At 65.5% G+C, this 26638-nt stretch carries 25 protein-coding genes, 1 pseudogene and 1 riboswitch; of the genes and pseudogenes, 5 read left to right on the top strand and 21 right to left on the bottom strand.

Annotated features, from left to right (window positions below; genetic code table 11):
* Window positions 1–17 precede the first annotated feature (17 nt).
* Genes AC07Z7_RS07230 through AC07Z7_RS07255 form a run of 6 tightly spaced genes read right to left on the bottom strand, consistent with a single transcriptional unit; the run spans window position 18 to window position 6641 of the window.
* Window positions 18–812, bottom strand: coding sequence for an ABC transporter ATP-binding protein (locus AC07Z7_RS07230; RefSeq protein ID WP_494765827.1), 795 nt, complete (start codon window positions 810–812; stop codon window positions 18–20).
* A complete protein-coding gene (locus tag AC07Z7_RS07235) occupies window positions 809–1843 on the bottom strand; it encodes a FecCD family ABC transporter permease (protein ID WP_291504271.1) in 1035 nt (344 codons plus the stop codon). Before AC07Z7_RS07235 ends, AC07Z7_RS07230 begins: the two co-directional genes overlap by 4 nt.
* On the bottom strand, window positions 1840–2742 hold the full coding sequence (locus tag AC07Z7_RS07240) for an ABC transporter substrate-binding protein (RefSeq protein WP_494765828.1): 903 nt from the start codon (window positions 2740–2742) through the stop codon (window positions 1840–1842). Before AC07Z7_RS07240 ends, AC07Z7_RS07235 begins: the two co-directional genes overlap by 4 nt.
* Window positions 2742–3344: a bifunctional adenosylcobinamide kinase/adenosylcobinamide-phosphate guanylyltransferase gene (locus tag AC07Z7_RS07245; RefSeq protein WP_494765829.1), complete on the bottom strand. Its 603-nt coding sequence runs from the start codon at window positions 3342–3344 to the stop codon at window positions 2742–2744. The genes AC07Z7_RS07240 and AC07Z7_RS07245 overlap by 1 nt, the downstream gene beginning before the upstream one ends.
* On the bottom strand, window positions 3341–4711 hold the full coding sequence (locus AC07Z7_RS07250; RefSeq protein WP_494765830.1) for a cobyrinic acid a,c-diamide synthase CobB: 1371 nt from the start codon (window positions 4709–4711) through the stop codon (window positions 3341–3343). Before AC07Z7_RS07250 ends, AC07Z7_RS07245 begins: the two co-directional genes overlap by 4 nt.
* A 46-nt stretch (window positions 4712–4757) precedes the next feature.
* Window positions 4758–6641, bottom strand: a complete 1884-nt coding sequence (locus AC07Z7_RS07255) for a TonB-dependent receptor domain-containing protein (protein ID WP_494765831.1) — start codon at window positions 6639–6641, stop codon at window positions 4758–4760.
* A gap of 84 nt (window positions 6642–6725) precedes the next feature.
* Window positions 6726–6961: riboswitch (cobalamin riboswitch) on the bottom strand.
* 36 nt (window positions 6962–6997) lie between these two features.
* Here AC07Z7_RS07255 and AC07Z7_RS07260 point away from each other — a divergent pair.
* The 3 genes from AC07Z7_RS07260 to AC07Z7_RS07270 all read left to right on the top strand — a co-directional run bounded on the left by AC07Z7_RS07260 (window position 6998) and on the right by AC07Z7_RS07270 (window position 8798).
* Window positions 6998–7222 (top strand): DUF904 domain-containing protein, encoded by a 225-nt coding sequence (locus AC07Z7_RS07260; protein ID WP_094287570.1) that lies wholly within the window; start codon window positions 6998–7000, stop codon window positions 7220–7222.
* Window positions 7219–7587 carry a cell division protein ZapA gene (locus AC07Z7_RS07265; protein WP_094287568.1) on the top strand — a complete coding sequence of 123 codons (369 nt, stop codon included), beginning with the start codon at window positions 7219–7221 and terminating at the stop codon, window positions 7585–7587. Before AC07Z7_RS07260 ends, AC07Z7_RS07265 begins: the two co-directional genes overlap by 4 nt.
* Window positions 7588–7982: 395 nt before the next feature.
* Entirely contained in the window at window positions 7983–8798 is an 816-nt protein-coding gene (locus AC07Z7_RS07270) for a sulfite exporter TauE/SafE family protein (RefSeq protein ID WP_094287566.1), read from the top strand.
* A gap of 63 nt (window positions 8799–8861) precedes the next feature.
* Here AC07Z7_RS07270 and AC07Z7_RS07275 read toward each other — a convergent pair whose 3' ends face one another.
* The 4 genes from AC07Z7_RS07275 to hemN all read right to left on the bottom strand — a co-directional run bounded on the left by AC07Z7_RS07275 (window position 8862) and on the right by hemN (window position 14979).
* Window positions 8862–11306: a putative bifunctional diguanylate cyclase/phosphodiesterase gene (locus tag AC07Z7_RS07275; protein ID WP_494765832.1), complete on the bottom strand. Its 2445-nt coding sequence runs from the start codon at window positions 11304–11306 to the stop codon at window positions 8862–8864.
* The gene (locus tag AC07Z7_RS07280; protein ID WP_494765833.1) at window positions 11303–12601 is read right to left on the bottom strand and encodes a cyclic di-GMP phosphodiesterase; all 1299 of its coding nucleotides are present in this window, start codon (window positions 12599–12601) and stop codon (window positions 11303–11305) included. The genes AC07Z7_RS07275 and AC07Z7_RS07280 overlap by 4 nt, the downstream gene beginning before the upstream one ends.
* Before the next feature lie 246 nt (window positions 12602–12847).
* Window positions 12848–13591, bottom strand: coding sequence for a sulfite exporter TauE/SafE family protein (locus AC07Z7_RS07285; RefSeq protein WP_494765834.1), 744 nt, complete (start codon window positions 13589–13591; stop codon window positions 12848–12850).
* A gap of 5 nt (window positions 13592–13596) precedes the next feature.
* Window positions 13597–14979 carry an oxygen-independent coproporphyrinogen III oxidase gene (hemN, locus tag AC07Z7_RS07290; protein ID WP_494765835.1) on the bottom strand — a complete coding sequence of 461 codons (1383 nt, stop codon included), beginning with the start codon at window positions 14977–14979 and terminating at the stop codon, window positions 13597–13599.
* Window positions 14980–15174: 195 nt separating this feature from the next.
* Between hemN and fnr the strand changes: the two genes are divergently transcribed.
* On the top strand, window positions 15175–15897 hold the full coding sequence (fnr, locus tag AC07Z7_RS07295) for a fumarate/nitrate reduction transcriptional regulator Fnr (protein ID WP_063461830.1): 723 nt from the start codon (window positions 15175–15177) through the stop codon (window positions 15895–15897).
* A 57-nt stretch (window positions 15898–15954) separates the two neighbouring features.
* On the opposite strand, the gene AC07Z7_RS07300 is transcribed toward fnr, so the two are convergent.
* The 9 genes from AC07Z7_RS07300 to AC07Z7_RS07340 all read right to left on the bottom strand — a co-directional run bounded on the left by AC07Z7_RS07300 (window position 15955) and on the right by AC07Z7_RS07340 (window position 24120).
* Window positions 15955–16248: a hypothetical protein gene (locus AC07Z7_RS07300; protein WP_094287556.1), complete on the bottom strand. Its 294-nt coding sequence runs from the start codon at window positions 16246–16248 to the stop codon at window positions 15955–15957.
* 73 nt (window positions 16249–16321) lie between these two features.
* Entirely contained in the window at window positions 16322–16597 is a 276-nt protein-coding gene (locus AC07Z7_RS07305) for a FixH family protein (RefSeq protein ID WP_094287554.1), read from the bottom strand.
* 69 nt (window positions 16598–16666) lie between these two features.
* Window positions 16667–18112, bottom strand: a complete 1446-nt coding sequence (ccoG, locus tag AC07Z7_RS07310; RefSeq protein WP_494765836.1) for a cytochrome c oxidase accessory protein CcoG — start codon at window positions 18110–18112, stop codon at window positions 16667–16669.
* Between the two features lie 87 nt (window positions 18113–18199).
* A complete protein-coding gene (gene ccoP / locus AC07Z7_RS07315) occupies window positions 18200–19120 on the bottom strand; it encodes a cytochrome-c oxidase, cbb3-type subunit III (protein ID WP_494765837.1) in 921 nt (306 codons plus the stop codon).
* Between the two features lie 24 nt (window positions 19121–19144).
* Window positions 19145–19282: a cbb3-type cytochrome oxidase subunit 3 gene (locus AC07Z7_RS07320; RefSeq protein ID WP_494765838.1), complete on the bottom strand. Its 138-nt coding sequence runs from the start codon at window positions 19280–19282 to the stop codon at window positions 19145–19147.
* 12 nt (window positions 19283–19294) lie between these two features.
* Window positions 19295–19927, bottom strand: a complete 633-nt coding sequence (gene ccoO / locus AC07Z7_RS07325; RefSeq protein ID WP_063461824.1) for a cytochrome-c oxidase, cbb3-type subunit II — start codon at window positions 19925–19927, stop codon at window positions 19295–19297.
* A gap of 17 nt (window positions 19928–19944) precedes the next feature.
* Complete coding sequence (gene ccoN, locus AC07Z7_RS07330) at window positions 19945–21384, bottom strand: cytochrome-c oxidase, cbb3-type subunit I (protein ID WP_094287548.1); 1440 nt, start codon at window positions 21382–21384, stop codon at window positions 19945–19947.
* A 64-nt stretch (window positions 21385–21448) separates the two neighbouring features.
* Window positions 21449–21586 carry a cbb3-type cytochrome oxidase assembly protein CcoS gene (ccoS, locus tag AC07Z7_RS07335; protein ID WP_094287546.1) on the bottom strand — a complete coding sequence of 46 codons (138 nt, stop codon included), beginning with the start codon at window positions 21584–21586 and terminating at the stop codon, window positions 21449–21451.
* The gene (locus AC07Z7_RS07340) at window positions 21586–24120 is read right to left on the bottom strand and encodes a heavy metal translocating P-type ATPase (RefSeq protein WP_494765843.1); all 2535 of its coding nucleotides are present in this window, start codon (window positions 24118–24120) and stop codon (window positions 21586–21588) included. The genes ccoS and AC07Z7_RS07340 overlap by 1 nt, the downstream gene beginning before the upstream one ends.
* A 107-nt stretch (window positions 24121–24227) precedes the next feature.
* On the opposite strand from AC07Z7_RS07340, the gene AC07Z7_RS07345 reads away from it, so the two are divergent.
* Entirely contained in the window at window positions 24228–24671 is a 444-nt protein-coding gene (locus tag AC07Z7_RS07345; RefSeq protein ID WP_094287542.1) for a universal stress protein, read from the top strand.
* 135 nt (window positions 24672–24806) lie between these two features.
* On the opposite strand, the gene AC07Z7_RS07350 is transcribed toward AC07Z7_RS07345, so the two are convergent.
* A complete protein-coding gene (locus AC07Z7_RS07350; RefSeq protein WP_494765839.1) occupies window positions 24807–26381 on the bottom strand; it encodes a malonate--CoA ligase in 1575 nt (524 codons plus the stop codon).
* 62 nt (window positions 26382–26443) lie between these two features.
* Window positions 26444–26638 (bottom strand): annotated as a pseudogene (locus tag AC07Z7_RS07355) (enoyl-CoA hydratase/isomerase family protein); the annotation flags it as partial.

The following is a 26638-nucleotide window of genomic DNA, read 5'->3' on the forward strand; positions in this document are numbered from 1 at the left end:
TCAATTCATGGGTTGTTTCATTGGTTGTTCTTGCGCTGCAGCGATGGCAGCGCCATCCAGAGGCCATCGAGGTGCCGCACCTGGATGCGGTGGTCGAACACCTCTTCCAGCGCCGCATGGGTGGCGGGTGCGTCGCACGCGCCCTGGTGCAGCACGCGGCCAGCCGCCATCACCACCATGTCGTCGGCCTGCAGCGCGAGCGACACCTCGTGCAGCACGCTGACCACCGTGCCGCCCGCATCGACCAGCGCGCGCATGGTGTGCAGCCAGTCGGTCTGGTGCGGCGGGTCGAGGTTGGCCAGGGGTTCGTCCATCAGCAGCACCTGGGCCTGCACGGCCAGGGCGCGGGCCAGCAGCACGCGCTGGCGCTCGCCGCCCGACAGCTGCGACAGCGGGCGGTGGCGCCAGTCCCAAGCCTGCGTGGTGCGCAGCGCCTGCTCGACGGCGGCATGGTCGGCAGCACTTGGCGGGGCCAGCCAGGGCTGGTGCGGCAGACGGCCCAGCATGGCCACGTCGTAGCTCGTGAGGTCGTCGGCCGAGCCTTCGTTTTGCCCCAGCCAGGCGAGCTGGCGGGCGCGTTCGCGCGCCGGGATCTGCGCCAGCGGGCGGCCCAGCAATTGCACCTCGCCCTGCACGGCTGCGCGCGGCAGCAGGCCCGCCAGCACCTTGAGCAAGGTGGACTTGCCCGCACCGTTGGGGCCGACGATGCTGGTCCAGCGCCCGGCGGGCAATTGCAGGTCGATGCCCTGCAATATCAAGCGATTTCCGATGCTTGCGCCTATCTGACACGCCTTTATAGCTATCGAATTCATAGCGAACTGCCTTGCGCCGTGCGCCGATGCATGAGCCACAGCAGGTAGGTGCCGCCTAGCGCCGCCGTGAGCACCCCCACAGGCAACTCCTGCGGCGCCAGCAGCCAGCGCGCCAGGATGTCGGCCGCCATCAGCAGCACAGCGCCCATGAGGCTGGACAGCACGATGTGCCGCTCGTGTGTCACGCGCACGATGGAGCGCACCAGGTGCGGCGCCGCCAGCCCCACAAAGGCGATGAGCCCCGTCTGCGCCACCGCCGCCCCCGTGGCCAACGCCATGGCGGCCACCAGACCGGCGCGCATGGGCAACAGCGGCAGGCCCAGGCTGGCGGCCGTGGCCTCGCCCAGCGTGAGTCCATCCAGCGCACGCGCCAGCATCCAGGCCACCACCGAGCACAGCCCCCAGGCCACCGCCATCAGCACGCAGGCCATCCAGCCCACAAAAGCCGTGCTGCCCAGAATGAAGGCCTGCATGGCCTGCAGGATGTCGGGCGAGGCCAGTTCCACCAGGTCGCGCATAGCGCCCAGCACCACGCCGACGATCACGCCCGCCAGCAGCAGGCGCAGCGTGTGCTGCACGCCGCGCGCAAGGATCAGCGTGAGCACCACCGCCCCCGCCGCCCCCAGAAAGGCCATGCCCGTGATGCCGATGCGCGCCATCCATTGCGCGGCTACCGGGGACACGCCGAACAGCGCCATCGCCACCGCCCCGCCCAGTGCCGCGCCCGAGGCGCTTCCCAGCAGGTACGGGTCGGCCAGCGGGTTGCGGAACAGCCCCTGCGCCACCGCGCCCGACAGGCCCAGCAACGCACCCGCCAGCCAGGCGCCCAGCGTGCGCGGCAAGCGGATGTCCCACACGATCTGCCAGGCCACGGGGTCGCCGTGCATGCGCAGCACGCTGTCAAAACCCGTGCTGCCCACGCTGGCGCCACACAGGGTCAGCACGGCGCTGGCCAGCAGCAGCCAGGCGGCACACCACACAGCGCGGCGGCTGGCAGAACCGGTGGGCAAGTCCATGGGAACGTGGGTCATGGGGCCTTGTCCACCAGGCAGCGCGCCATGATGCGGGCCGCCTCGGCCATGCGGGGGCCAGGCCGCACCACCACGTCGGAATCACCCGGACCGAACACGCACAGCCGGTTCTCGCGGATCGCGCGCATCGTGGCCCAGCCGGGGTACGGCACCATGGCCTGCATGCTGCGGTTGCCGATCATGATGATGTCGGGGTTGGCGCGCACCACGAACTCGGGGTTCAGGCGCGGAAACGGCCCCAGCGACGCAGGCACCACGTTGCGCACGCCCAGGCGGGTGAGCGATTCGCCAATGAACGAGGCCTCGCCCGCCGCATAGGGCCCCCGGCTCACCTCGAAGTACACGCGTGCATTCTTGGCCTTGGGCGGCAGGGACTGGGCCGCCGCGAGCACGCCCGCGTCGATCACGCGCCAGAGGCGGTCGGAGCCCTGCGCGCGGGGCACGCCCAGCAGGTCGCTCACGGTGCCCAGCACGCGGCGCACATCGGCATGGGTCTTGGGCTCCAGTTGCACCACCGTGAGGCCCAGCGCCTCCAGCCGGTCGCTGGCGCGGGAGCTGACGGACATGAGCACCAGGTCCGGCTTGAGCGCCACAATGGCCTCGATGCTCGGGTCGATGCCGCCGCCCACCTTGGGCAGCTTGCCAATCACGGCCTCGGGCCAGTTGGAGTAGCGGTCCACCCCCACGAGCCGGTGGCATTGCTCCAGCTCGCACACGCTTTCGGTCAGCGATGGCAGCAGGCTCACGATGCGCTGCGGGGGGCGGGGCAGCGAGACCTCGCGGCCCTTGTCATCCTTGATGTGCACGGGCTGCGCACGCGCGAGGCCAGCCATGAGCAGGCCCAGCAGCAACAGGATGGCAATCACCCACAGGATGCGGCGCACGGGGGTGGGTTTCATCAGCAAGGTTCTTTCAAAGTGAGGGGGAGCCCGGCGGCCATGAGCGTGACGCGGGAGCACGCCTGGGCCACCTGCTGGTTCAGCGTGCCCAGCGCATCCACAAAAGCGCGCACCTCGCGCCCCATCGGGATGACCCCCAGGCCAATTTCGTTGCCCACCAGAACAACGGGGCCGGGGGATTTCCGAACCGCTCCTAAAAACATAGCTGCTTGCGCTTGCCAGTCGAGCGCAAGGGCCTGTTTTTGTTTAAAATTCATGGCTTCCACACCCAAGGGCATGGTCCAGTGGGTGAGCCACAGCGTGAGGCAGTCCACCACCAGCAGGGTCTGCGGTGTGCTGAGCCGCGCGAGGGCTGCGGCCACGTCGTGCGGCTCTTCCACCGTCTGCAGGCCGGGCACGCGCTCGGCGCGGTCGCGCTGGTGGCGGGCGATGCGCTCGCGCATTTCGTCGTCCCAGGCTTCGCCGGTGGCAATCAACACCGCGCGGTGATCGGCGGACTGCGCCAGCCAGTCGCGCGCCAGCAGCTCGGCACGGCGGGACTTGCCGCTTTTCTGACCACCGAGGATGAGCTCGGTGGTGATGGAGTGCGGTGCGGGCATCATGTGTTTTTGCTACCCAGCAGGTGGGCTACGGCCTCTGGACTGGACGGGAACCACGCATGGAAGTAGCTGGCATGGATGCTGCCCTGCCGGTACAGCGCCTCGCCCGCATCCGGCGCAACCGCCTCGTCCGGGCGCGCCGTGCGGGCCACCACAGAGGCGCTGCTGTCGCTGGTCGAATAGTGGAAAGTGTGGCCGCGCAGGGTGTGCCCGGCCACGGCCAGTTGCTGCGGGCCCAGCGCCGCGAGGCGTTTTTGCATGGTCACATGGCCGGGCAACAGCCCCCACAGCGCGGCCTTGGTGCCGTCGGCCAGGGTGATCGATTCAAACAACGCCATCATGCCGCCGCACTCGGCCCACAGGGGCCTGCCTGCGGCCACATGGGCGTGCAAGCTAGTTTGCATGCCGGTGTTGGCGGCGATCTGCGCGGTGTGCAGCTCGGGGTAGCCGCCGGGCAGCCACACTGCATCGCAATCGGGCAGCGCGGCATCGTGCAGCGGCGAAAAAAACACCACGCGTGCACCCATCTGTTCCAGGCATTGCACATTGGCGGCATAGATAAAACAGAACGCGGCATCGCGCCCCACAGCCACCGTGCGGCCTGCCAGCAGGCGCGGCACGGCGGGCGCCGATGCGGGCGCCGGGAAATCCACCGCCCAGCACTGCAGGTCGTCCATGTCCATCTGACCCAGCGGCGTGGCAGCCAGCGCGTCGGCGGCGGCGTCCAGCCGCTGCAGGCTGTCGTCCAGCTCGTGCGCGGCCACCAGGCCCAGGTGGCGCTCGGGGAGCAAGGCGGCAGCCGCCTTGGCGGCAGCGGGCGCCTTGGCGGTGGCCTGCACCCGCATCAGTGCGCCCATCCAGTCGTCGGGATCCTGCAGACCGTCCCGCAGCATGTCGGCGTGGCGCGCACTGCCCACGCGGTTGGCCAGCACGCCGGCCCAGGGCAGGCCGGGGCGGTAGTGGCGCAGGCCAAAGGCCAGCGCGCCAAATGTGCCCGCCATGGCCGAGGCATCGACCACGGCCAGCACGGGCACGCCAAAGTGCCGGGCCAGGTCGGCCGCGCTGGGGCTGCCGTCAAACAGGCCCATCACGCCTTCGATGAGGATCAGGTCCGACTCGCGTGCAGCGTCATGCAGGCGCTGTGCGCAGTCGGTCTCGCCGTTCATCCACAGGTCGAGCTGGTGCACGGGTGCACCGCTGGCGAGCTGGTGCCAGTGCGGGTCCAGAAAGTCCGGCCCGCACTTGAAGACCCGCACGCGCCGTCCCTGGCGCGCATGCAAGCGCGCCAGGGCGGCGGTGACGGTGGTCTTGCCCTGGCCCGATGCCGGGGCGGCGATCAGGATCGCCGGGCTACGGGCAGGCTGCACCATTTCGCTTCTCCTCTTCCCTTGTCTGACAGCCTGGCGTGCTGTGGACTCACTGCGGCGCCCACTTCACGCCGACGTACACCGTGCGGCCAGCAGTGGCGTAGGTGCGGGCCAGCTGGTAGTCCTTGTCGGCCAGGTTGTCGATGCGGGCAATCAGCGTGTAGTCGCGCGCAATGCGGGTGCTGGCGTACAGGTTAACCAGCGCATAGCCGCCCAGCACGTTGGTGTTAGCCACGGTATCGAAGCGACGGCCCGAGGCCTGCACTTCGGCGCCCACGGTCCAGCCTGCCAGACGCGTGTCGGCGCCGAAGGTGGCGTGCTGCTTGGCGCGGCGCGCCAACTGCTTGCCGGTGTCCAGGTCACGCGGGCGCTGCAGGTCGATGGAGCCATGCAACTGCACATCGCCAATGCGGTGCGATCCCGCAAAGGTCACACCCTTGTATTCAGCGCGGGCCGTGTTGGCGTAGCAGCCAAAGTCCGACAGGCAGGTGCCGGGGCCGGAGAACGAGATCAGGTTGCTCACGCGGTTGCGGAACAGCGTGGCCGAGAACGTGCTGCTGCCTTGGGCATAGCGCAGTGCCACTTCGGCATTGCGGCTGCTTTCGGGGCGCAGCGATGCCACGCCGTATTCACTGAAGCGGTGGTACAGCGTGGGCGCACGGAAGGCCGTGCCCACCGACGCCGTGGCGCGCCACTGCGGGGTGATGGCATAGCCATAGGCCGCGCTGCCGGTGCTCTTGCCGCCGAATTCGCTGTCGGAGTCGTGGCGCAGATTGAGCTGCACCGTGTGGCCTGCGGCGTTGTAGCCATAGCCCAGGGCCAGTGCATCCTGCGAGCGTTTGGCGTCGATGGGCTTGTTCTCCAGGCGGTCTTCGCGGCGCTCCAGGGCCGCGGTGACCAGGTGCGCGCCCTGGCGGTACTCATTCTGGAAGTAGTAGCCACGCAGGCGCGTGTCGCTGAGGTAGGGCGAGGGGCGGGTTTCGTATTCATCGCGCGAGTCGGTGATGGACAGGCGCGTCTTGTAGGCGCTGCTCCATTGCGCATTCCAGTTCAGCCCCAGCGCGTGCATGGTGTGCAGGTTGCGGTCGTCCTTGCCCAGGCCGCTGTCGTAGCCGCTGTTGGTGTCGTTGACCATCAGCGTGCCTTCGAGGCGGTGCACGGCATCCACCTGCAGGCCCAAGCGGGCGTGGCCCGCCGTGTTGCGATAGCCGTCGCGGTCGGGGTTCTGCGTGGCGAGAGTGCGGGCGTTGAAGCCCTTGCTGTTCTCGCGGGACAGGCCCAGCGCGTAGTCCAGGGTGCCGCTGGCACCGCTGATACCGGCCTCCAGCTTGGAGGTGCCATGGCTGCCCACGCCCGCGCCCACATAGGGCGCCGTGCCGTTCTCGCCACGCTTGGTAAAGATCTGCACCACGCCGCCCATGGCGTCCGAGCCATACACCGCCCCAGCCGGGCCGCGCAGCACTTCGATGCGGTCAATCAGGCCAAGCGGAATGCTCTCCCAGGGCGCACCGCCGGTGGACTGCGAGTCGATGCGCACGCCGTCGATGTACACCGCCGTGAAGCGCGACTCGGCGCCGCGCAGGAAAACACCGGTGGTCGTGCCCGGGCCGCCGTTGCGCGAGAACTCCACGCCGGGCAGGCGTGCCAGCAGGTCGGCCAGGCCGGTGGCGCCGCTGGTTTCGATGGTTTCGCGATCTACGATGGATACGTCGGCCACCAGGTCGGTGAGCGGCTGCGGCGTGCGCGTGGCGGCCACCACGGTTTCTGCCAGCAATGGGGTACGCAGGTTCTGGGCCAGCAGTTCACCAGTGCCGGGCGCGGTCTGGGCCAGGGCGCTGCAGGCGCTGCCGACAGCCAGCGTCACCAGGGCCAGGCGTTGGGCGGGCACGCGCAGCGACGCCACAGGGCGCGCACGAAAGGTACGGATTTTCATGGGGATCATCGTCAACAAACAACCCGGGGCCGGCCTCCCGCCAGCATGTGGGTGATACAGCCGCGCAGCGCCCAAAAAAGGGCGCACGCAGCCACCATGTTGGCCGGTATCCGGGCTGGCGGAACACCCTCCAATGCCTTCCCAGGCGCTTGTTCAAGGCGCCCAGTGGCTTATGGATAGAGAGAGAATCGAAGATTCGTCCGCTGACCGTTGCGGGGGCAGCGCAGGCTGGGCGCGCCATGTGTGGCGGCACCTCCCTGCTTCCCGTTGAACTGCGGCATGTGAACCACACCGCGAGCACCAACGGCAGGATTTTACGACCGTTTACAACGCGCAACCCTACAATCGCTGGCTGTATGGCAACACCGTCCCCCACCGACCAGATCGCCGACCGCGTTGAGCGCCTGCTGCTGCGCCATGCAGAACTGCAGCGCACCAACGCCTTGCTGGCGGACCAGGTGGCCGCCCTCACCCAGGAGCGGGACTCGCTCAAATCCCGCCTGAGTGCAGCGCGTGCCCGTGTGGATGCCCTGCTCGAACGCCTTCCCGCCGCCGTGCCGCTCACGAAAGAAGCCGAATGAAGCAAATCGAGGTGCAGATCCTGCAGCAAAGCTACCTGCTGACCTGCCCCGAGGGCCGAGAGAGCCGCTTGCTGGACGCTGTGGAGCGTGTGGACACCGCTATGACACGCATCCGCGATGCCGGCAAGGTGCGCGCCCGCGAACGCATTGCCGTGCTGGCCGCCCTGAATCTGGCCTTCGAGATTGCAGACCGTGAAGCCGCTGACCTGGCGGCGGGTTCTGCCGCCAAAGCGGCGCTCCCTGCAGCGCCCGCATCTGCAACAGGGCACCAAGAATCCCTGCTGCCCGAAGACGAGAACCAGCGCCTGCAGAGCCTGGTGCAGCGTCTGGACCAGGCTCTGGGCGACGACGGCCGCCTGCTCTGAGGCCGCTGCAACCGGGCCACCGCAGGCCACCGCAGGCGATGCGCCAGCAAGCCTGCGGGCTTTTCACTCGCCCCACTCTTCGCACCTGTTGCAAGCGCCTACAATGGCGAGGTCTGCGAAGCCGCCGGGCTTTATATTTCCTTGAACCAATGCTCAACGAGCTCGGGCTTGGTACATCGCCCGGTGAGCGTGATCATCTCGCGTCAGATGAACCCAACGCTTGGCTGCCCTCGCCCACCTGAACCCCCGGTTCAGGATGAGAGTCCGGTGGCATTCGCAGACACCCTCTTCCCCATGCCCCTGCCATCGCACGCCACCGCTGCACCCCTCCAGGCAGGGCATTGCCCCCTCTCCCCGGGGCCACGCCCCTCTCTTTCATTTCTTCTCATTGCGCCATGCTGGATCCTCTCCTGATTGTTGAACTTGGTGTGTTGGGCCTGGCCACCGGCTTTCTCGCCGGATTGCTGGGCATTGGTGGCGGCATGTTGCTGGTGCCGTTCCTGACCTACATTCTGGGAGCACAAAAAGTTGCGCCAGACCTGGCCGTGAAGATGGCAATTGCCACGTCGATGGCCACCATCATGTTCACGTCGATCTCCAGCGTACGTGCCCACCACAAGCGCGGAGCGGTGCGCTGGGACATCGTCAAGCGCCTGGCCCCCGGCATCGTGCTGGGTGGTTTTTTGGCAAGCCTCGGGGTGTTTGCGCTGCTCAAGGGCTCCTTCCTTGCCATCTTCTTTGCGCTGTTCGTGAGCTTCTCTGCCACGCAGATGTTCCTGGACAAGAAGCCCGCCCCCACGCGCCAGATGCCTGGTGGCGCAGGCCAGGTGGCAGCAGGCGGCGTGATCGGATTCCTGTCCGGCCTGGTAGGGGCTGGTGGCGGCTTTGTGAGTGTGCCGTTCATGACCTGGTGCAACGTGCCCATCCACAACGCCGTGGCCACCAGTGCCGCACTCGGTTTTCCAATTGCTCTGGCGAACGTGGTTGGCTACGTGGTGGGCGGGCAGAACGTGGCGGGCTTGCCCACGGCATCGCTGGGCTACGTCTGGCTGCCCGCGCTCGCCGTGATCGCCACCTGCAGTGTGCTGACAGCACCACTGGGTGCCAAGGCCGCGCACAGCCTGCCTGTGAAGCAGCTCAAACGCGTTTTCGCCTACCTGTTGTTTGGTCTGGCGGCCTACATGCTGTGGAAGGGCGTGACGGCCCATTGAGGCCAAGGCGCAACCGCGCGCTCTGGCGCGGGCCTGCGGATGCGGGCCCTCCCCCAAGGGAGGTTACGAAATGATCGGTCGGTGTTTGCCTTGCGCCTTCAGCGGCAGGGGTTCGCGCAGCATGGCGCGGAACTTTTCTGCCGGAAGCCCGGGGGCGCACAGGAAGCCCTGGTAGTGCTCGCACAGCATCTGCTGCAGCACGGCCTGCTGGGTTTCGGTTTCCACACCTTCCGCCACCACCTCGATGTGCATGGCGCGGCCCATGCTGATGATGGCGCTCACGATGGCCCGGTCACCATCGTCATCGGGCAGGCCGCGCACAAAGGACTGGTCGATCTTGAGCTTGTGGATCGGCAGTTTCTTGAGGTAGGCCAGGCTGGAATAACCCGTGCCAAAGTCATCAATGGCCAAGCCAATGCCCAGGTCGGCCAGCACCCGCAGGCGCTGCTCCATCTCCTGCGCATCCTGCAGCAGGATGGTTTCGGTCAACTCCAGCTCCAGCAAGGTCGGCGGCAGCTGGTGCACGGCCAGCAGGCGCGTGATCCGGTCCACAAAGTCAGGCTGGCGGAACTCCAGCGCCGACACGTTCACGGAAATCATGATCGGCATGCCGCTGTGCATCCACACCGCCGCCTCGCGCACCGCCTGCTCCATCACCCAGGCACCCAGGGTCACGATGTAGCCCGACTCTTCCGCCAAAGGGATGAACACGCCCGGCGAGACCGCACCGAACTCGGGATCGGTCCAGCGGATCAACGCCTCGGCCCCGGTAATGCGCCCTGTGGCCATGTTGACCTGCGGCTGGTAGTGCACAGCCATGCGCTGCAGGCCCAGTGCCTGCCGCATGGCGTGTTCCATCTGCATGCGGGCCAGCAGGTTGGCATTCATCTGCGGCTGGTAGAAGCCGTAGCTGCCGCGCCCCCGCTCCTTGACCCGGTACATCGCGGTGTCGGACTGCTTGATCAGATCGTCCAGGGTCGCCCCGTCCTGCGGGTACAAGGCAATGCCAATGCTGCACTGGATGGAGAACCCCATGCTGTCGAGCATGAAAGGCTTGAGCATGTCGTCCAGGATGCGGCGCGCCACGCTTTCGGCCACCGGCGCATCACCGCCATGCAGGTAAATGACGAACTCATCTCCCCCCAGTCGGCACAGCATGTCGGTCTGCCGCAGGCAGGTCTGCAGGCGCTCGGCCACCAGTTGCAGCACCCGGTCGCCAAAGGGGTGCCCCAAGGAATCGTTGATGATCTTGAAACGGTCAAGATCCAGGAAGAGGATGGCAAACCCGGTGTCACTCTGGCGTGCGCCCTGGATCGCGGTGTCCACCCGCTGCGACAGCAGCAGCCGGTTCGGCAAGCCGGTGAGCACGTCGCTGTAGGCCAGCTCCTCGATGCGTTTCTGCGCCGCATGCTGCAGAGTCAGGTCACGCATGAAGCCAATGCTCTGCACCAGCAGCCCTTCGTCGTCGCGCAGCGCCACCCAGGACAGCTGCACGGCGCAGTAGGCCCCGTTGTCTCGGGGCAGCCAAAGCTCCCCCTCCCAGAAACCGTCACGGGCCCAGCCCTGCTGCACGCGCTCCATGAAGGCCGCATCCGAGCCGCCGCCGAACAGCGAAGCAGCCGTGTAGCCCTCAAAGGCTTTGGCAGCGGGCCCCACCAGGCGCTCACAGCCCGGGTTCATGCGCATGATGCGGTGCTGGCTGTCGGCAATAAAAATGGCATCCAGGCTGGACTCGAACACGCGTGCCGCCAGGCGCAGGCTGGCCTGGATTTCGGTCTGCCGGGTGATGTCCCGGTACGAGTAGACGCGCCCCACCGCCCGCCCCTGGCGAAACTGCGGCACAGTCCGCATTTCCAGCACCATGCCGCTGCGCAGTTCCAGGATGTCCGTGCTCTCCTGCATGGGTTCGCGCTCAATGGCCACCATGCGCTCGGCATAGGCGCGGGCATCGGTCACCTGGCTGGCCATGAAGGCATAGACGGCTGCATCGTCGCGCTCGACCAGCAACTGGCGCGGCAAGCCCCAGAGCTGGGCCAGCCTCTGGTTGAAGGCGCGCACACTGCGGTCCAGCCCGCAGACCAGCATGCCGTCGGCCGCTGAATCCAGCGTCGCACGCAGCTCGGACAACAGGGTTTCCAGTTCGCGCTCCGTCGCCTCCTGGGCGCTGCGGTCGAGCATGGTGAGCATGAAGACCGTGCGCCCGTCCGGCCCCCAGGGCACACGCGCGACATGGCGCTCCACAGGCACCAGCTGGCCATTGGCACGCACCAGGCTGGTGTGCGAGTGGATTCCTGCCGCAATCACCTCCGGGGGTTCGGCCCAGAAGGCCTGGTCTTGCGGGGTGGCTGCGAGGCCCAGCACGGGCTTGCCCGCCATGTCGGCTGCAGGCATGCCCACCAGGCGCTCGGCGGCGGTATTGGCATGCAGGATGAGGTGGTGCGTCTCATCGACCAGCCAGACGGCTTCCTGCAGCCCATCCAGCCAGCCATGCGATTGCAAATCGGTCACGTACCCGCCTCTTCAGGGCCGGGGCTGACCGCTCGCTCAAAAAAGTAACAGATGCGCTGCCGGGGCGACAGGTAGTCCAGCGCATCGCGCGGCAGCTGTGCCGGTTTGAGGCTGCGGCGTATGCCCAGCTCGGGAACAGTTTCCAGGTCCAGGATGGGCGCCTCATCCTTGGGCACCCTGGAGTCGTGGACGATGACCTTGGGCCGCAACGGGCGCGAAGAATTCACCGAGGCCACAATCGCATAACGGTCATTGACCAGTTGGACGATGGAGCCCGGCGGATACACCCCCATCATGCGGATGAAAGCGCCGAGCACCACGGAATCGAACTTCGCCTTGAGCTGTGCAAAGATGACCGAGAGCGCCTCATGGGGCGTGAGGGCATCCACACCAACAGTAGGGTTGCACATGCGGTCGTACCGGTTGACAAGCGCCAGCACCTGGCTCGTCCGCCCCAGGTCCACCCCGGTGAGCCGCTGCGGAAACCCGCTGCCATCGGCCATTTCATGGTGCCGGGCCACCGCCTGCACCACAGCCTCAGGAAACCCCATGCGCTTGGCCATCGCCACGGATTCCGCCACATGGGTTTCATACCGCGACCGCTCCATCAGGGGCATGGACGGCGTGGGCTGCCGCAGGTTCGGCGGCAGCTTGAGCTTGCCCAGGTCGTGAATCAGCGCCGCCACTCCCAGGCCCTGCAGCTCTTCGCTTTTCATACCCAAGGCACGGCCCAGCAACAGCGAAATAACCATTACGTTGATAGGGTGCAAGGCGTTGCGTTCGCCCACGCCTTCCGACAACAGCCGGATGACAGAGTCACCGTTTTCGAGCAGCTCGGAAACACACCCGGACACCAGCGCCACGCCTTTGTCTCGCGCCAGGTCGGGGTGTTCTGACACGGCCCGCTCCAGTGCCTGGTACTGCCGGGTGGCCTCGGCGAATCGCTGGTTGCAGGCGGCCAGAGCCTTGTTCTGTGCCTCCAGCAACTGGCGCCGCCGCAGGGCTTCGGTGTCCACCGCTGCGGGAACCCCTGGTGCCTCCAGGCCATTGGCGGGGGGCGCCACCATTTCGGGCACGCTCCAGGCGGCAGGCACCAGCTCCTTGAGCGCCGGGTCACTTTTCTTGGGCAGGTAACGCACCTCGGTCAACCCCAGCCCTCGCAAGGTGGCGATCTGTTCGGCCGACGCCACCCGGAAACTGCTGGTCGGGAATGGATGATGCATCCAGCCCACATCAAGCTGGATGTACATGCCGACCCGCAGTTGGCTGATGTCGATGAGGATGGAAGAGTTCACTTCAGGCGCACGCGAAACATGGAGACATCAATGCCACCAATAGTTACGCAGATTATCACCAGTTACTGAGGCTTGTCTAAGAAGCACAACCCCATCGCGGCGATACGGCAACACTTGGGCAACACTTGCCCCACAAGTGCCTAGCCCGTGGCAACTAGCCCAAAAATGGGGGCCTGCGGCGAAGTGTCTTGGGATCGGCCTGCCTTCGAAGGGCCCGATACGCCCCGCCTCGGGCAGCGCCTGGCTTCAGCGGCACCAGAGTGAAGGCTTGTAGATCAGGTCCATCCAGAGTGCCCAGGCTGCCACCGCACAGAGCAGCCCCCCCGCGATCCGGGTGCCCCACTCCGCACGCACCTGATTCAGGCGGCTTCGAAGTCGGCTCCACACCCAGGGGCCACCCAGCAGCCACACCCCGCTACCCACGGCAAACAACACCATGGTCAGCGCCCCTTCCAAGGCTCCGCCACTCAGAGCGGCGACCAGCAGGGCCGAGTACAACAATCCACAGGGCATCAAGGCCCACAGGGCACCTGCCACCAGCACGCCACCGGGCGCCCCCACCAGCGGCCGGACGCGCCCCCACACCGCCCGCCCGGCCCGCTCCACCCAGGCAGGCTGGCGCGACTGCACCATCATCATCAGGCCCCAGGCCATGACAGCCACATGCATCAGGGTCCACACCGGGCGCAGGGCCGTGGTCTGCTGGGTAAGCCACGCCAGGCTGTCCATGGCCAGGGCGGCCAGGGCGCCTGCTGCCGCGTAGCCCGCCAGCCGCCCCCCATGAAACGCCAGGGTGCGCAAAACCACCCCACCCTGCGGCACCCATTGCACAACCTGCACCGCAGCGCCTTCTTGCGCCGGACTGTCCGCCCCCTCTGAGGCCGCAGCCCGCCCTACCAGGGCACCACAGGGCGCAGCACACATGACCAAGCAATGGGACCCGCCTGCGAGTCCCATGAGCAAAGCCGTCCAGGCAACGGTTGCGAGCATAGGCCTCAGATGATGCGCGAAAACCGGGCGCGATTACGGTCTGCCTGCAGATAACGGTCAAAGACCATGGCAATGCCCCGCACAAAAAACCATCCCATGGCCGTCACTTCGATCCCCTCGGGTCCTACCCGCACCAGCCCCTGTTCGGCCATGTCTTCGAGCTGGGCAATCTCCGCCGCAAAGTACTGCCGCACATCGATCAACCAGGCCTGCTCCATGGATTCATAGAGCAACTCGCCCTGGCACATCAGGGCCATGATGGCGGCGCGGCGCACAAGATCGTCGCGCGTGAGGGCCAGGCCACGCACCACCGGCAGGCGCCCCTGGTCGAGAAAGTCGTAATACTCTTCCAGCGTCTTGGAGTTCTGGCTGTAGGTCGCACCCACGCGGCCGATGGCCGATACGCCCAGTCCGATCAGATCGCAGTCGGGCTGTGTGCTGTAGCCCTGGAAGTTGCGATGCAACCGCCCTTGGCGTTTGGCCACAGCCAAGGCATCCGAGGGCAGCGCAAAGTGGTCCATGCCCACATAGACATAACCCGCGTCCATGAACGCATCGAGCGAGCGCGACAGCATGGACAGCTTGCTCGACGCCGTGGGCAACTCGGCCGACACAATGCGGCGCTGGGGCTTGAAACGTTCGGGCAGGTGTGCGTAGGCATACAGCGCAATGCGGTCAGGCCGCAGCTGCGCGACCTGCACCAAGGTACGGTCGAACGACTCGGGGGTCTGGCGCGGCAGGCCATAGATCAGGTCCACGTTCACCGAGTCAAAACCCAGCGCGCGCGCTGACTCCACCAGTGCGAACACCTGTTCGGCAGGCTGGACGCGGTGCACGGCCTTCTGTACCTCCGCATCAAAATCCTGCACACCGAAACTGAGCCGGTTGAAGCCCAGCTCAGCCAGCAGCGCCAGCCTGTCGGCGTTCACGGTGCGGGGGTCCACCTCGATGGAGTACTCACCGCCCGGCGCCAAGGTGAAGCTGCGCTTGAGCATGGCCATGAGTTCACGCAAACCCGCATCCGACAGAAACGTGGGCGTCCCCCCACCCAGGTGCAGCTGGCTCACCACCTGGCCCACGCCGCAGTGTGCGGTGTGCAGATCGATCTCGCGGCTCAGGTAGCGCAGATAGACTTCTGCGCGGTCATGGTGCTTGGTGATGATCTTGTTGCAGGCGCAGTAGTAGCACAGCGACTCGCAGAACGGAATGTGCACATACAAGGACAAGGGCAAGGCCTTGGCCACCGAGCCTGTCCGGCGCTGCTCCAGTGCCAGGATATAGTCTTCCTGCCCGAACGCTTCGACAAACCGGTCGGCTGTCGGATAGGAGGTGTAGCGGGGCCCCGGCACGTCAAAACGGCGCAGGAGATCGGGCGAAACAGCGGTCATGGGGGAATATCCTTGCGTACACCCTGACTGTGCCGTACCCTCTCGGCGATGTCCTTGACCTGCATCAAGTGAACGACCAGGCCGACGGGCGACAATTTGACAAATGTCAGTCGCTCCGGCGCCCCCCCGAAGGCCTTCCAGCTTTTTCGTATCGGGCGCGATGTACTTGACACCCAACCTCTAGCTCACGTGCCTATGAACCCGCTCACCATCAAAGTCGCCTGCTCCAACTGCAACCTGCGCGAGCTGTGCATGCCCGTGGGCCTGAACGAAGAGCAACTGCAGCGCATCGATGAAGTCGTTGCCGTTCGCCGCAAGGTCAAGCGGGGGGGCACGCTGTTCCGCAATGGCGAGTCCTTCACGTCGCTTTACGCCATCCGCACGGGTTTCTTCAAAACCTGCGTGGCTACCGAAGACGGCCGCGACCAGGTCACCGGTTTTCAGATGGCGGGCGAGATCATTGGCCTCGATGGCATCGTGAACGACCACCACACCTGTGACGCGGTGGCCCTGGAAGATGCCGAGGTCTGCGTGATGCCCTTCGACCGCATCGAGGAACTCTCGCGCGAGGTCACGGCCCTGCAGCACCATGTGCACAAAATCATGAGCCGCGAGATCGTGCGCGAACACGGCGTGATGCTGCTGCTGGGCAGCATGCGCGCCGAAGAGCGCCTAGCGGCTTTTTTGCTGAACCTGGTGCAACGGCTGCATGCACGCGGCTTCTCGCAGTCCGAACTGGTGCTGCGCATGACCCGCGAAGAAATCGGCAGCTACCTGGGCCTGAAACTCGAAACCGTGAGCCGGACCTTCTCCAAATTTGTGGAAGAAGGCATCGTGGAAGTCAAGCAGCGCCATGTCCGCATCCTGGACACGGATGCCCTCAAGCGCATTGTGAACAGCCAGCAAGCCTGCCACTGATCTGGCCGCCGTCCCGGTTGGCCTTCACCGGCTGGCCAGTAACGCCCTCCTCCTTGCTCAGGAGCAGGACGATGTCTTGCGGCAGTCGTCTGGCCGCTCACCCTCGGGGACCGGGCAGCGGTTCAACTCAAAGGGTGACATGGCAAGCAGCGTGGTCAACGCACTGCTTGCCATGGTGATGATCCAGAACGCAAAAAAAGCCAGCGTATAGACGCCCTGCCGCGACAGCGCCAGCGGTTGCCCGAACCAGTGCAGATCCTGGGGGTCCACCATGGCAAAAACCAGCATCTCCAGCACCCCCGCCATCAAGAAGGCGGGCCATGCAATCCACATCAGGCGTTGCGTCCACATATCGTCGTTCCTGTCTCCTGGGGGCTCAGTGGCGGCACGGTGGCATCACTGGTGAGCCACATGCTTGTGTATTTCAACGCGGCTGATCCTGCACGGGGGTGGCCGCATGGTTGCGTCCCTTCATGGCAGGTGCCAGGCTCTTCTCGGGGGCTTCCAGCGTCTTGTTGATCTCGATCCCCTTGCGGTAGTAATCCTCTGCCACCACTGGGTCTGGACGGGACAGCGCCAGCCACAAGGTCACAAAACCGGCAACGATCACAATGACCGGGCCGGCAATCACCAGCCAGACATGGCCGAATTTCCACCAGGGTGCTGCCGCAACAGGGGCAATGGCTGGGCTTGAAGACATGGCGATTTACTCCTTCACAATCATCTCAATCAACACAAGGCCATGCGCGGCCTTGCACCAGGGCACCGTTCAGCGTGGCACCAGGAACACCGATTTTTCTGTCACATGGGCGGCGGCACCGACGGCCTGCACATCGAACTGAACGGCATGAGAGCCCGGGCTTGCCGACCCATAGGGAATCTGCAAACGCACCGCCACCCAGCGCGACTCTGCGGGGCCGATGTCCACTTCGGCATCCGAAGACACCTCCAGCCCCTCCAGGCCCCGCGCGCTGATGCGATAGCGCTGTTCACCTTCTGTCGCATTCATGATCTGCAGGCGGTAGATGTTCTCCAGCTTGCCGCCAGCCACGATGCGCGAAAGCGCTGCACGGTCCCGCACCACATCAACCTTGAGCGGGGTGCGCACGACCAGGCTGGCCAGCATGGCGACGCACAAAGCCACCAGCACTGCGCTGTAAATCAGCACCCGGGGCCGGAGCACACGCCGCAGCATCTGCGACTGGGTCCACCGCTGGGCCACGCCGTTCTGGGTGGAGTAGCGGATCAGTCCCCGGGGGTACTGCATCTTGTCCATGACCGTGTTGCACGCATCCACGCACAGGCCACAGCCGATGCATTCGTACTGCAGCCCCTTGCGAATGTCGATACCCACCGGGCAGACCTGCACACACAGCGAGCAGTCGATGCAGTCGCCCAGCCCCTGCGCCTTGTAGTCGGTGTTCTTCTTTCGCGGGCCACGCTGCTCGCCCCGTTCGGGGTCGTAGGTCACGATCAGCGTGTCCTTGTCGAACATGGCACTTTGGAACCGTGCGTATGGGCACATGTACTTGCAGACCTGCTCGCGCATGTAGCCCGCGTTGCCATAGGTGGCAAAGCCATAGAACAGCACCCAGAAAATCTGCCAGCTGCCCTGCAGCGCCAGCAACTCGCTGCCCAGCTCGCGGATGGGCACGAAATAACCCACAAAGGTGAATCCGGTCCACAAGGCCACCGCCACCCATACCAGCTGCTTGAAGAACTTCTTGCGGATCTTCTCGAAGGTCCAGGGTCCGTTGTCCAGCCGCAGCCGCGCACTGCGGTCACCTTCGATCTTGTGCTCGATCCACATGAACATCTCGGTGTAGACCGTCTGCGGGCAGGCAAAGCCACACCACAACCGCCCGGCCACCGCCGTGAAGAGGAACAGCGACAACGCCGAAATAATCAGCAGTCCGGTGAGGTAGATGAAGTCCTGCGGGTACAGCACCAACCCAAAGATGTAAAAGCGTCGCGCACCCAGGTCAAACAGCACCATCTGGCGCTGCCCCCATTCAAACCAGGGCAACCCATAAAACACGATCTGCGTGAGCAGCACCATGCCCCAGCGCCAGCGCGCAAACAGGCCACTGATGGAGCGCGGATAGATCTTTTTCTGCGCTTCGTACAGCGAGATGATCTCGCCCTGGGCAGACGGCTCAGACGCCACGGGTGCAATCGGAATGACCTTGCGAGCAGGCTCGCTGGGGGGCTTCATGGTGTCGATCTACTCACAGGGAGGTAAACAGCCTAACAACAAAGAAGCCAGACAACCACCGCCAAGGCGGTCGCCTGGCAGCATCGATCAACGCGCGGCAGCTGCCTGCTTGCCGTTCGACAAACCCCAGACATAGGCCGACAGGACCCCGATCTGGGCTTCCGTCAGCTTGTCGGCCTGCGCGGGCATCTGGTTGACCTTGCCGTTGTTGATCATGGCGGTGATCGCCGCCTCGCCCCAGCCATGCAGCCAGATATCGTCCGTGAGGTTGGGGGCGCCCAGGGCCTGGTTGCCCTTGCCGTCCATGCCGTGGCACGCAGCGCATGCCGTGAACTTGGACTTGCCCAGCGAAGCGCGCAGCGAGTCGTGCGGACTGCCCGACAGGCTCAGCACGTAGTGCGACAGATTGCGCACATCTTCTGGCGAGCCCACAGCCGCCGCCATGGGTGGCATGTTGCCGATACGGCCCTTTTCCAGGGTCTCGCGGATCTTCTCGGGAGCGCCGCCGTGCAGCCAGTCACCGTCCGCCAGGTTGGGGAAGCCCTTGCTGCCACGCGCATCCGAGCCATGGCACTGCGCGCAGTTGTTCATGAACAGGCGCTCGCCAATGGCGTGGGCCTGAGGGTCCTTGGCCATGTCCTCGGGCTTCATCGAGGCAAAACGGGCGTACAGCGGCTCCAGCTCGGTCTTGGCCTTGGCCATTTCGGCCTCGTACTCACCCTTCTGGGTCCAGTTCAGCTTGCCCGTGAAACTGCCCAGGCCCGGATAGGCAGCCAGGTAGCCCAGGCCGAAGATGATGGTGATGACGAACAGCCACACCCACCACCGTGGCAGGGGGTTGTTCATTTCGACCAGGTCCTCGTCCCAGACATGGCCCGTGGTGTTGTCGGCCGTGGCCATCACCTTCTTGCGGCCCGCCATCCAAAGCAGGATGCCGCAGGCGATGATGCCGACCAGTGTCAGCGCGGTCACAAAGACCGACCAGAAATTGCTGGTGAAGTCACTCATGGGATGTTCTCGTTCTGGTGAGGGTCAATCTTGTTCGAAGGGCAGTTGTGCCGCCTCGTCAAACCGGGACTTGTTGCGGCCCCGGTAGGCCCAGACCCAAATGCCAATGAAGCAGGCCATCGATGCCAGGGTGGCGGCGATGCGCATGGTCGTGATGTCCATGGCCAATCTCCTTTACTTGAGCGCGCGGCCCATGACTTGCAGGTAGGCGATGAGGGCGTCCATTTCAGTCTTGCCCTTCACCTCGGCTGCGGCGGCAGTGATCTGCTCGTCGGTATAAGGCACACCCACCGTGCGCAGCGCCTTCATGCGGGGCGCCACGCTGGCAGGGTCCACCACGCTCTTCTCCAGCCAGGGGTAGGCAGGCATGTTGGACTCGGGCACCACGTCACGCGGGTTGTTCAGGTGGATGCGATGCCATTCGTCGCTGTACTTGCCGCCCACGCGGTGCAGGTCCGGCCCCGTGCGCTTGCTGCCCCACTGGAAGGGGTGGTCGTACACAAACTCACCCGCCACCGAGTAGTGGCCGTAACGCAGCGTCTCGGCGCGGAAGGGGCGGATCATCTGCGAGTGGCAGTTGTAGCAGCCCTCGCGGATGTACACATCGCGCCCGACCAGTTGCGTGGCGGTGTAGGGCTCGACGCCCTTCACAGCCTCGGTGGTGGACTTCTGGAAGAACAGGGGCACGATCTCCACCAGGCCGCCAATGGCGATCACCAGCAGGATCAGCACGATCATCAGGAAGTTGTTGGTCTCGACCTTCTCGTGCGAGAAGCCGGTGGAAGAAGATGAATTGTTATTGGACATGAATTGACTCCTTCGGCTCAGGCGTGGGCAGCATTCACGGCAGGAATGGCCACCTTGACCGAACGGCCAGAGATCGCGGTCATCCACACGTTCCAGGCCATGATGAGCATGCCCCCCAGGTACAGCAGGCCACCGGCCACACGGATCACGTAGAACGGATAGGTCGCCTTCACGCTCTCGACAAAGGTGTAGGTCAGCGTGCCGTCGGGGTTGATGGCGCGCCACATCAGACCCTGCATCACGCCGGCAATCCACATGGCGGCGATGTACAGCACGATGCCGATGGTGGCCATCCAGAAGTGCAGCTCGATCGCCTTGATGGAGTGCATCTTGTCGCGGCCAAACAGGCGCGGCACCAGGTAATACAGCGAGCCCATGGAGATCAGGCCCACCCAGCCCAGCGCGCCAGAGTGCACGTGGCCCACGGTCCAGTCGGTGTAGTGGCTCAGCGCATTGACGGTCTTGATGGACATCATCGGGCCTTCGAACGTGGACATGCCGTAGAACGACAGCGACACGATCAGGAAGCGCAGGATGGGGTCGTCACGCAGTTTGTGCCATGCGCCCGACAGGGTCATGATGCCGTTGATCATGCCGCCCCAGCTGGGGGCCAGCAGGATGAGCGAGAACACCATGCCCACCGATTGCGTCCAGTCGGGCAGCGCGGTGTAGTGCAGGTGGTGGGGGCCGGCCCACATGTAGGTGAAGATCAGCGCCCAGAAGTGCACGATCGACAGGCGGTACGAGTACACAGGGCGGCCAGCCTGCTTGGGGATGAAGTAATACATCATCCCCAGGAAGCCTGCGGTGAGGAAGAAGCCCACGGCGTTGTGGCCATACCACCACTGCACCATGGCGTCCTGCACACCGGCGTAAGCCGAGTAGCTCTTCATGAGCCCTGCGGGAATGGCCGCGCTGTTGACCAGGTGCAGCAGCGCCACCGCCAGGATGAACGCGCCAAAGAACCAGTTGGCCACGTAGATGTGCTTGACCTTGCGGGTACCCACGGTTCCAAAGAACACAATGGCGTAGGACACCCACACCAGCGTGATCAGGATGTCGATGGGCCATTCCAGCTCGGCGTATTCCTTGCCGGAGGTGTAGCCCATCGGCAAGCTGACCACAGCGGCGGCGATGACCAGCACCCAGCCCCAGAAAGTGAATGCGGCCAGGGGCCCGGCAAACAGCCGCACCTGGCAGGTGCGCTGCACCACGTAGTAGCTGGTGGCGAACAGGGCACTGCCGCCAAAACCGAAGATCACCGCATTGGTGTGCAAGGGGCGCAAGCGCCCATAGCTGAGCCAGGGAATGCCAAAGTTGAGTTCTGGCCAGGCCAGCTGGGCAGCGATCACAACGCCCACCAGCATGCCAACCACCCCCACAACCACGGCCAAGATAGAAAACTGCCGCACGACCGTATCGTTGTAGTGCGCAGTCATAGTTTTTTGAGAATCCATCGGGCACCTCTTTGTATTGCAGTAAGAGTTTGTTGCAGTCGGCTCAGTGGGGCATTGACACAAGTCAACCGTCTCGGAGAATGCGCTCCCCCTCTTGCTCCACGCTCTCGAACTGGCCGTGGTAGACCGCCCACCACAGCCCGCCCAGGATCAGGAGCACCAGGAGCACGGACAACGGGATCAGGAGATAAAGGATGTCCATCAGACGGGCTCCAGGGTTGTCTTGGGAAGGTTGGGAAGAGGCAGGGGCGCTTGTTGCGCCTTGCCCGCAGCGAGGGCCTCGGCATCCATTCCAGCATCTGCACCCGCAACAACACCGGCCAGGGCGGGCAGCACAGGCAGGCCGCGCGCCAGCCGCGCGGCGTTGAGCACCACCAGCAGCGAACTCAGTGCCATGCCCAGCCCGGCCAGCCAGGCGGGCATCCAACCCGCCACGGCCAGCGGCACGCACAGCGCGTTGTAGCCCGCAGCCCACCACAGGTTCTGGCGCACCACACGCAGCGTGCGGCGCGCCAGCAACACGGTCTGCGGCACCAGCGCCAGGCTGTCGCCCAGCACCACAAAATCTGCCCGCGACTGCGCCAGCGGCACGGCACGGCCAAACGCAAACGACACATGGGCCCCGGCCAGCACCGGGCCGTCGTTGAGGCCATCGCCCACCATGGCCACCTGGTGCCCGCCCGCCTGCAGCGCCCGCAGGGCCTCCAGCTTGCCCTGGGGCGAGCACTCGCCCTGCACCTGCGCAATGCCCGCCTGTGCGGCCACACGCTGCACGGCCCCCAATCGGTCGCCAGACAGCAACTGCACCGCCACGCCTTCCTGCTGAAGCGTGGCGACCACGGCTGGCGCCTCGCTGCGCAGGTCTTCCACCAGATCAAACCGGGCCAGCTCCAGCAGATCGCCACCGGCCCCTTGCTCAAGCCCTTGCACCGACAGCACCACCTGCAACGCTGCTGCGCCCTGCTGCGCTGCCACCCCGGCGTGGCGGGCCGAGCCCAGCCAGACCCTGCAACCGGGCACAGCGCCCGTGTTGTCCGACACCGTAGCGCTCAGACCCAGGCCCGCGTCCTCTTGCAGATTGGCGACACGCCAGCGCCCCTGCGGCGCTGGCGCCGATGCCGAGGCGGCAGCCACCACCGCACGCGATGCAGGGTGCATGGAGTGGCGCGCCAGCGCGGCCGCCATGCTCAGCACGTCGTCGGCCGACCAGCCCTGCATGGTGTGCACGGCCTGCAGTGCCATGCCGTCGCGGGTCAATGTGCCGGTCTTGTCAAACACCAGGGTGTCCACCTGGGCCAGCGCCTCCAGCCCCTGCAGGTTGCGCACCAGCACCCCGTGGCGCGCCAGGGTGCCCGCCGCCGTGAGCATGGCCACCGGCGTGGCCAGTGACAGCGCACAGGGGCAGGTCACGATGAGCACAGCCACCGCCACCATGAGCGCATGCCCGGGGTCCGACGGCCACCACCATGCGGCGGCCAGCCCCGCCGCCAGCAGCACGGCCAGCAGAAACGGCCGTGCAATGCGGTCGGCCAGCAAGGCCAGCCGGGGCTTTTGCAGCGATGCGCTTTCCATCAGCGCCACGATCTGCGCAAACCGGGTCTGCCCGCCCGTGCCCTCCACCCGCACTTCGACAGGTGACTGCAAGTTGTAGCTGCCCGCCGTGACATGGCTGCCCAGCGGGCGTGCCACGGGGGTGGATTCGCCGGTCAGCAGCGCCTCATCAGCATGCGTATTGCCTGCGGTGATGCACCCGTCGGCGGGAAAGGCCTCGCCCGGCAGCACACGGATGGTGTCGCCCACCACCAGGCGGCGCGTGGCCACGCGGGCAAAAATGCCTGTGGCCTCATCACGCCGCTCCACGCTGTCGGGCAGGCGGTTCATCACCGCCTCCAGCGCACCGGCTGTGCGGTCGCGCAGGCGCAGCTCCAGCCAGCGGCCGGTGAGCAGGAAGAACACGAACATGGTCAGGGAGTCGTAATACACCTCTTTGCCAAAAATGCCACTCGGGTCGAACGTGCCCGCCGTGCTGACCACAAAAGTGATCGCCATGCCCAGCGCCACCGGCAGGTCCATGCTGACGCGGCGCAGCCGCACATCGCGCAATGCGCTGGCAAAGAAGGGGCCACACGAGAACACCACCATGGGCAGCGTGATGACCCAGGAGGCCCAGCGCAGCAGCTGCTCCATCTCGCCCGAGAGGTCGCCGGGCTGCGCCACATAGGCGGGCCACGCGTACATCATCACCTGCATCATGCAAAAGCCCGCCACCAGCCAGCGCCACAGGGCACGGCGGCTTTCACGCTGGCGCTGTGCGCGGGCAAACGCATCCATGGCCGGCATGGCGCGGTAGCCCGCGTTCTGCACGGCCTTCATCCACTGCGAGGGCAGCACCCTGCCCGGCTGCCACACCACGCGGGCACGGCGCGTGGCCGCACTCACGTCGGCCTGCAGCACGCCGGGCACGGCGCGCAGGGCGTCTTCGATGGTGAGGGCACAGGCGGCGCAATGCATGCCCTCCAGCACCACGTGCGAATCCCAGGTGGCGGCCTCGGGGCAGGCCAGCACCGCCTCGGCTGCCTGAGCGGGCAAGGGGCTGCCTGCGGGTGTGCAGGGGCGGCCAAACGCCAGCCATTCCTGCGGGTCGTCCAGCAGCTGGGTGGGCACGGTGGGCGATGAATCCGCCACGCCATCAGGCAGATGCGCCGGGGAGGCCACCGACGCATCGGGTCGAAACATTGACATGGTTCAAGCCTATCGTTGGGCCATGACAGGTACATTGACCTGCATCAAGTCCCGGAACATGATTCATCCTAAGCTTGATCCATCGTTTTGAGGAGACCTTTATGTACAAACGCATCCTGATCGCAACGGACGGCTCCCCCCTCTCGGACAAAGCCGTGGAACACGGGCTGTCGCTGGCCGCCCTCACCGGCGCCTCTGCGGTGGCCCTCAAGGTGGTGCCACGCTACCCCCGCAGCTACTTTGAAGGCGGCATGCCCGTCGATGCCAACGATGTGAAGCGCATCGAAACGCAGTGGGGCGATGCGGCCCAGGCCATGGTCGATGGTGTGAAGGCCCAAGGCGAAGCCCAGGGCGTATCGGTCAAGCCCGTCATCGCCAAGTCCGACCTGGTGGCCGAGGCCATCATCTCTGCCGCCAAGAAGCACAAGTGCGACGTGATCGTGATGGCATCACATGGCCGCAAGGGCCTCAAGCGGCTGCTGCTGGGCAGCGAGACCCAACATGTGCTGACGCACTCGCACATCCCGGTGCTGGTGCTGCGATAAGAAAATATGAACAAAAACAGCCATTACCGCGCATCCATAAAGCGGTACTAGCTATCAATAAATGAGCAAAACAAATGGGGCCTGCGCGGCCCCATTTGTTCTTGTCCTGCCACCGGCCGTCTGGCCGTCTGGCTATCAGGCAAACAGCCCCTTGTGCTGCTCGCGCAGCAGGTTCTTCTGCACCTTGCCCATGGTGTTGCGCGGCAGTTCGGGCACCACAAAACACTTCTTGGGGATCTTGAAGTTGGCCAACTGCGACTTCAGCTGCGCCACGATGGCGTCGGGGTTCAGGCTGGCGCCGGGCTTGGCAATCACCACCGCCACACCGACCTCGCCAAAGTCGGGGTGGGGCACGCCCACCAGGGCACTCTCGGCCACGCCGGGCATGTCGTTGATGTAGCCCTCGATCTCGGCGGGGTAGACGTTGTAGCCGCCGCTGATGATCAGGTCCTTGCTGCGGCCCACGATGCTCACGTAGTCTCGCTCGTCCACCTTGCCCACGTCGCCGGTCTTGAACCAGCCGTCAGCCGTGAACTCTTCCTTGGTCTTCTCGGGCATGCGCCAGTAGCCCTTGAACACGTTGGGGCCCTGCACCTGGATGTTGCCGATCTCGCCCACGGGCAGCGGCTTGTTCGCGTCGTCCACCACACGCAGGCCCACCCCCGGCAGCGGGAAGCCCACGGTGGCACCGCGCCGCTCGGACTGCCCCGCGTGGCGCTTGTCGGCCGCGTAGGGGTTGGAGGTAAGCATGATGGTCTCGCTCATGCCGTAGCGCTCCAGGATGGTGTGGCCGGTGCGCCGCTGCCATTCGGTGAAGGTCTCGATCAAGAGCGGCGCAGAGCCCGCGATGAACAGGCGCATGTTCTTGGCCGCATCCTTGGTGAGCCCGGCCTCGGCCAGCAGACGCACATACAGCGTGGGCACGCCCATGAAGACCGTGGCGCGCGGCATGGCGGCGAGCACGGCCTTGGGGTCGAACTTGGCGAACCAGATCATCTTGCTGCCGTTGATGAGCGCGCCGTGGATAGCCACGAACAGGCCGTGAACGTGAAAGATGGGCAGCGCGTGGATGAGCACATCACCACGGCCATCAGGCCCTCCGGTAGCCGTCCAGCCCCAGTAGTCCTTCAAGGTCAAGGCATTGCTCAGCAGGTTGCCATGCGTGAGCATCGCGCCCTTGCTGCGGCCCGTGGTGCCGCTGGTGTAGAGAATGGCGGCCAGGTCGTCGGCCGACTTCTGCACCGGCTGGTGCACGTCACTGTGGTGCGCCGCGCGCTCCAGCAGGCTGCCCGTGCGGTCATCGCCGAGCGTGAACACATGGCCCGTGCCCTGGCTGAAGGCGATCTTGCTCACCCAGCCAAAGTTGCCGGGCGTGCACACCACCACACCTGGCTCGGCGTTGCCGATGAAGTATTCGATCTCGGCGCTCTGGTAGGCCGTGTTGAGCGGCAAAAACACATAACCCGCGCGCAGCGTGGCCAGGTACAGCACCATGGCCTCGACCGATTTCTCTACCTGTACGGCCACGCGGCTGCCCTCGGGCAGCTTCAGCGATGCCAGCAAGTTGGCCATGCGGGCGCTGGCGCGGTCCAGGTCGCCCCAGGTGTAGAACAGGGGCGTTCCATCGGGCGCCGTGGTCTCCACGGCGGTGCTCGACAGGTCGGCAGGGAAGGCTGCGCGCAGGGCGCTGAAGAGGTTGTGATGGCTCATGGCTTGGGCTTGGTTTTTTTGAAACAAGGAAGAAGGCGAAAGGCGGGCCTGCGGCGGTCCGGTCAAAACACCGGCGGGCGCTTGTCCAGGAACGCGGTGATGCCCTCGCGGTGCTCGGCGCTGTTGGCATAGCCGTAGGGGTCGGGGGCACCGTTTACTATCCTTTCGATAGCTGGAAACTCTTTACTGTCGAGCACAGAAGGCGTTTTTAATGCCCTGAATGTCTGTTTGTTCAGGCGCGCAGCCTGCGGGGCGAG

Source organism: Acidovorax sp. GW101-11A03, assembly GCF_059424825.1.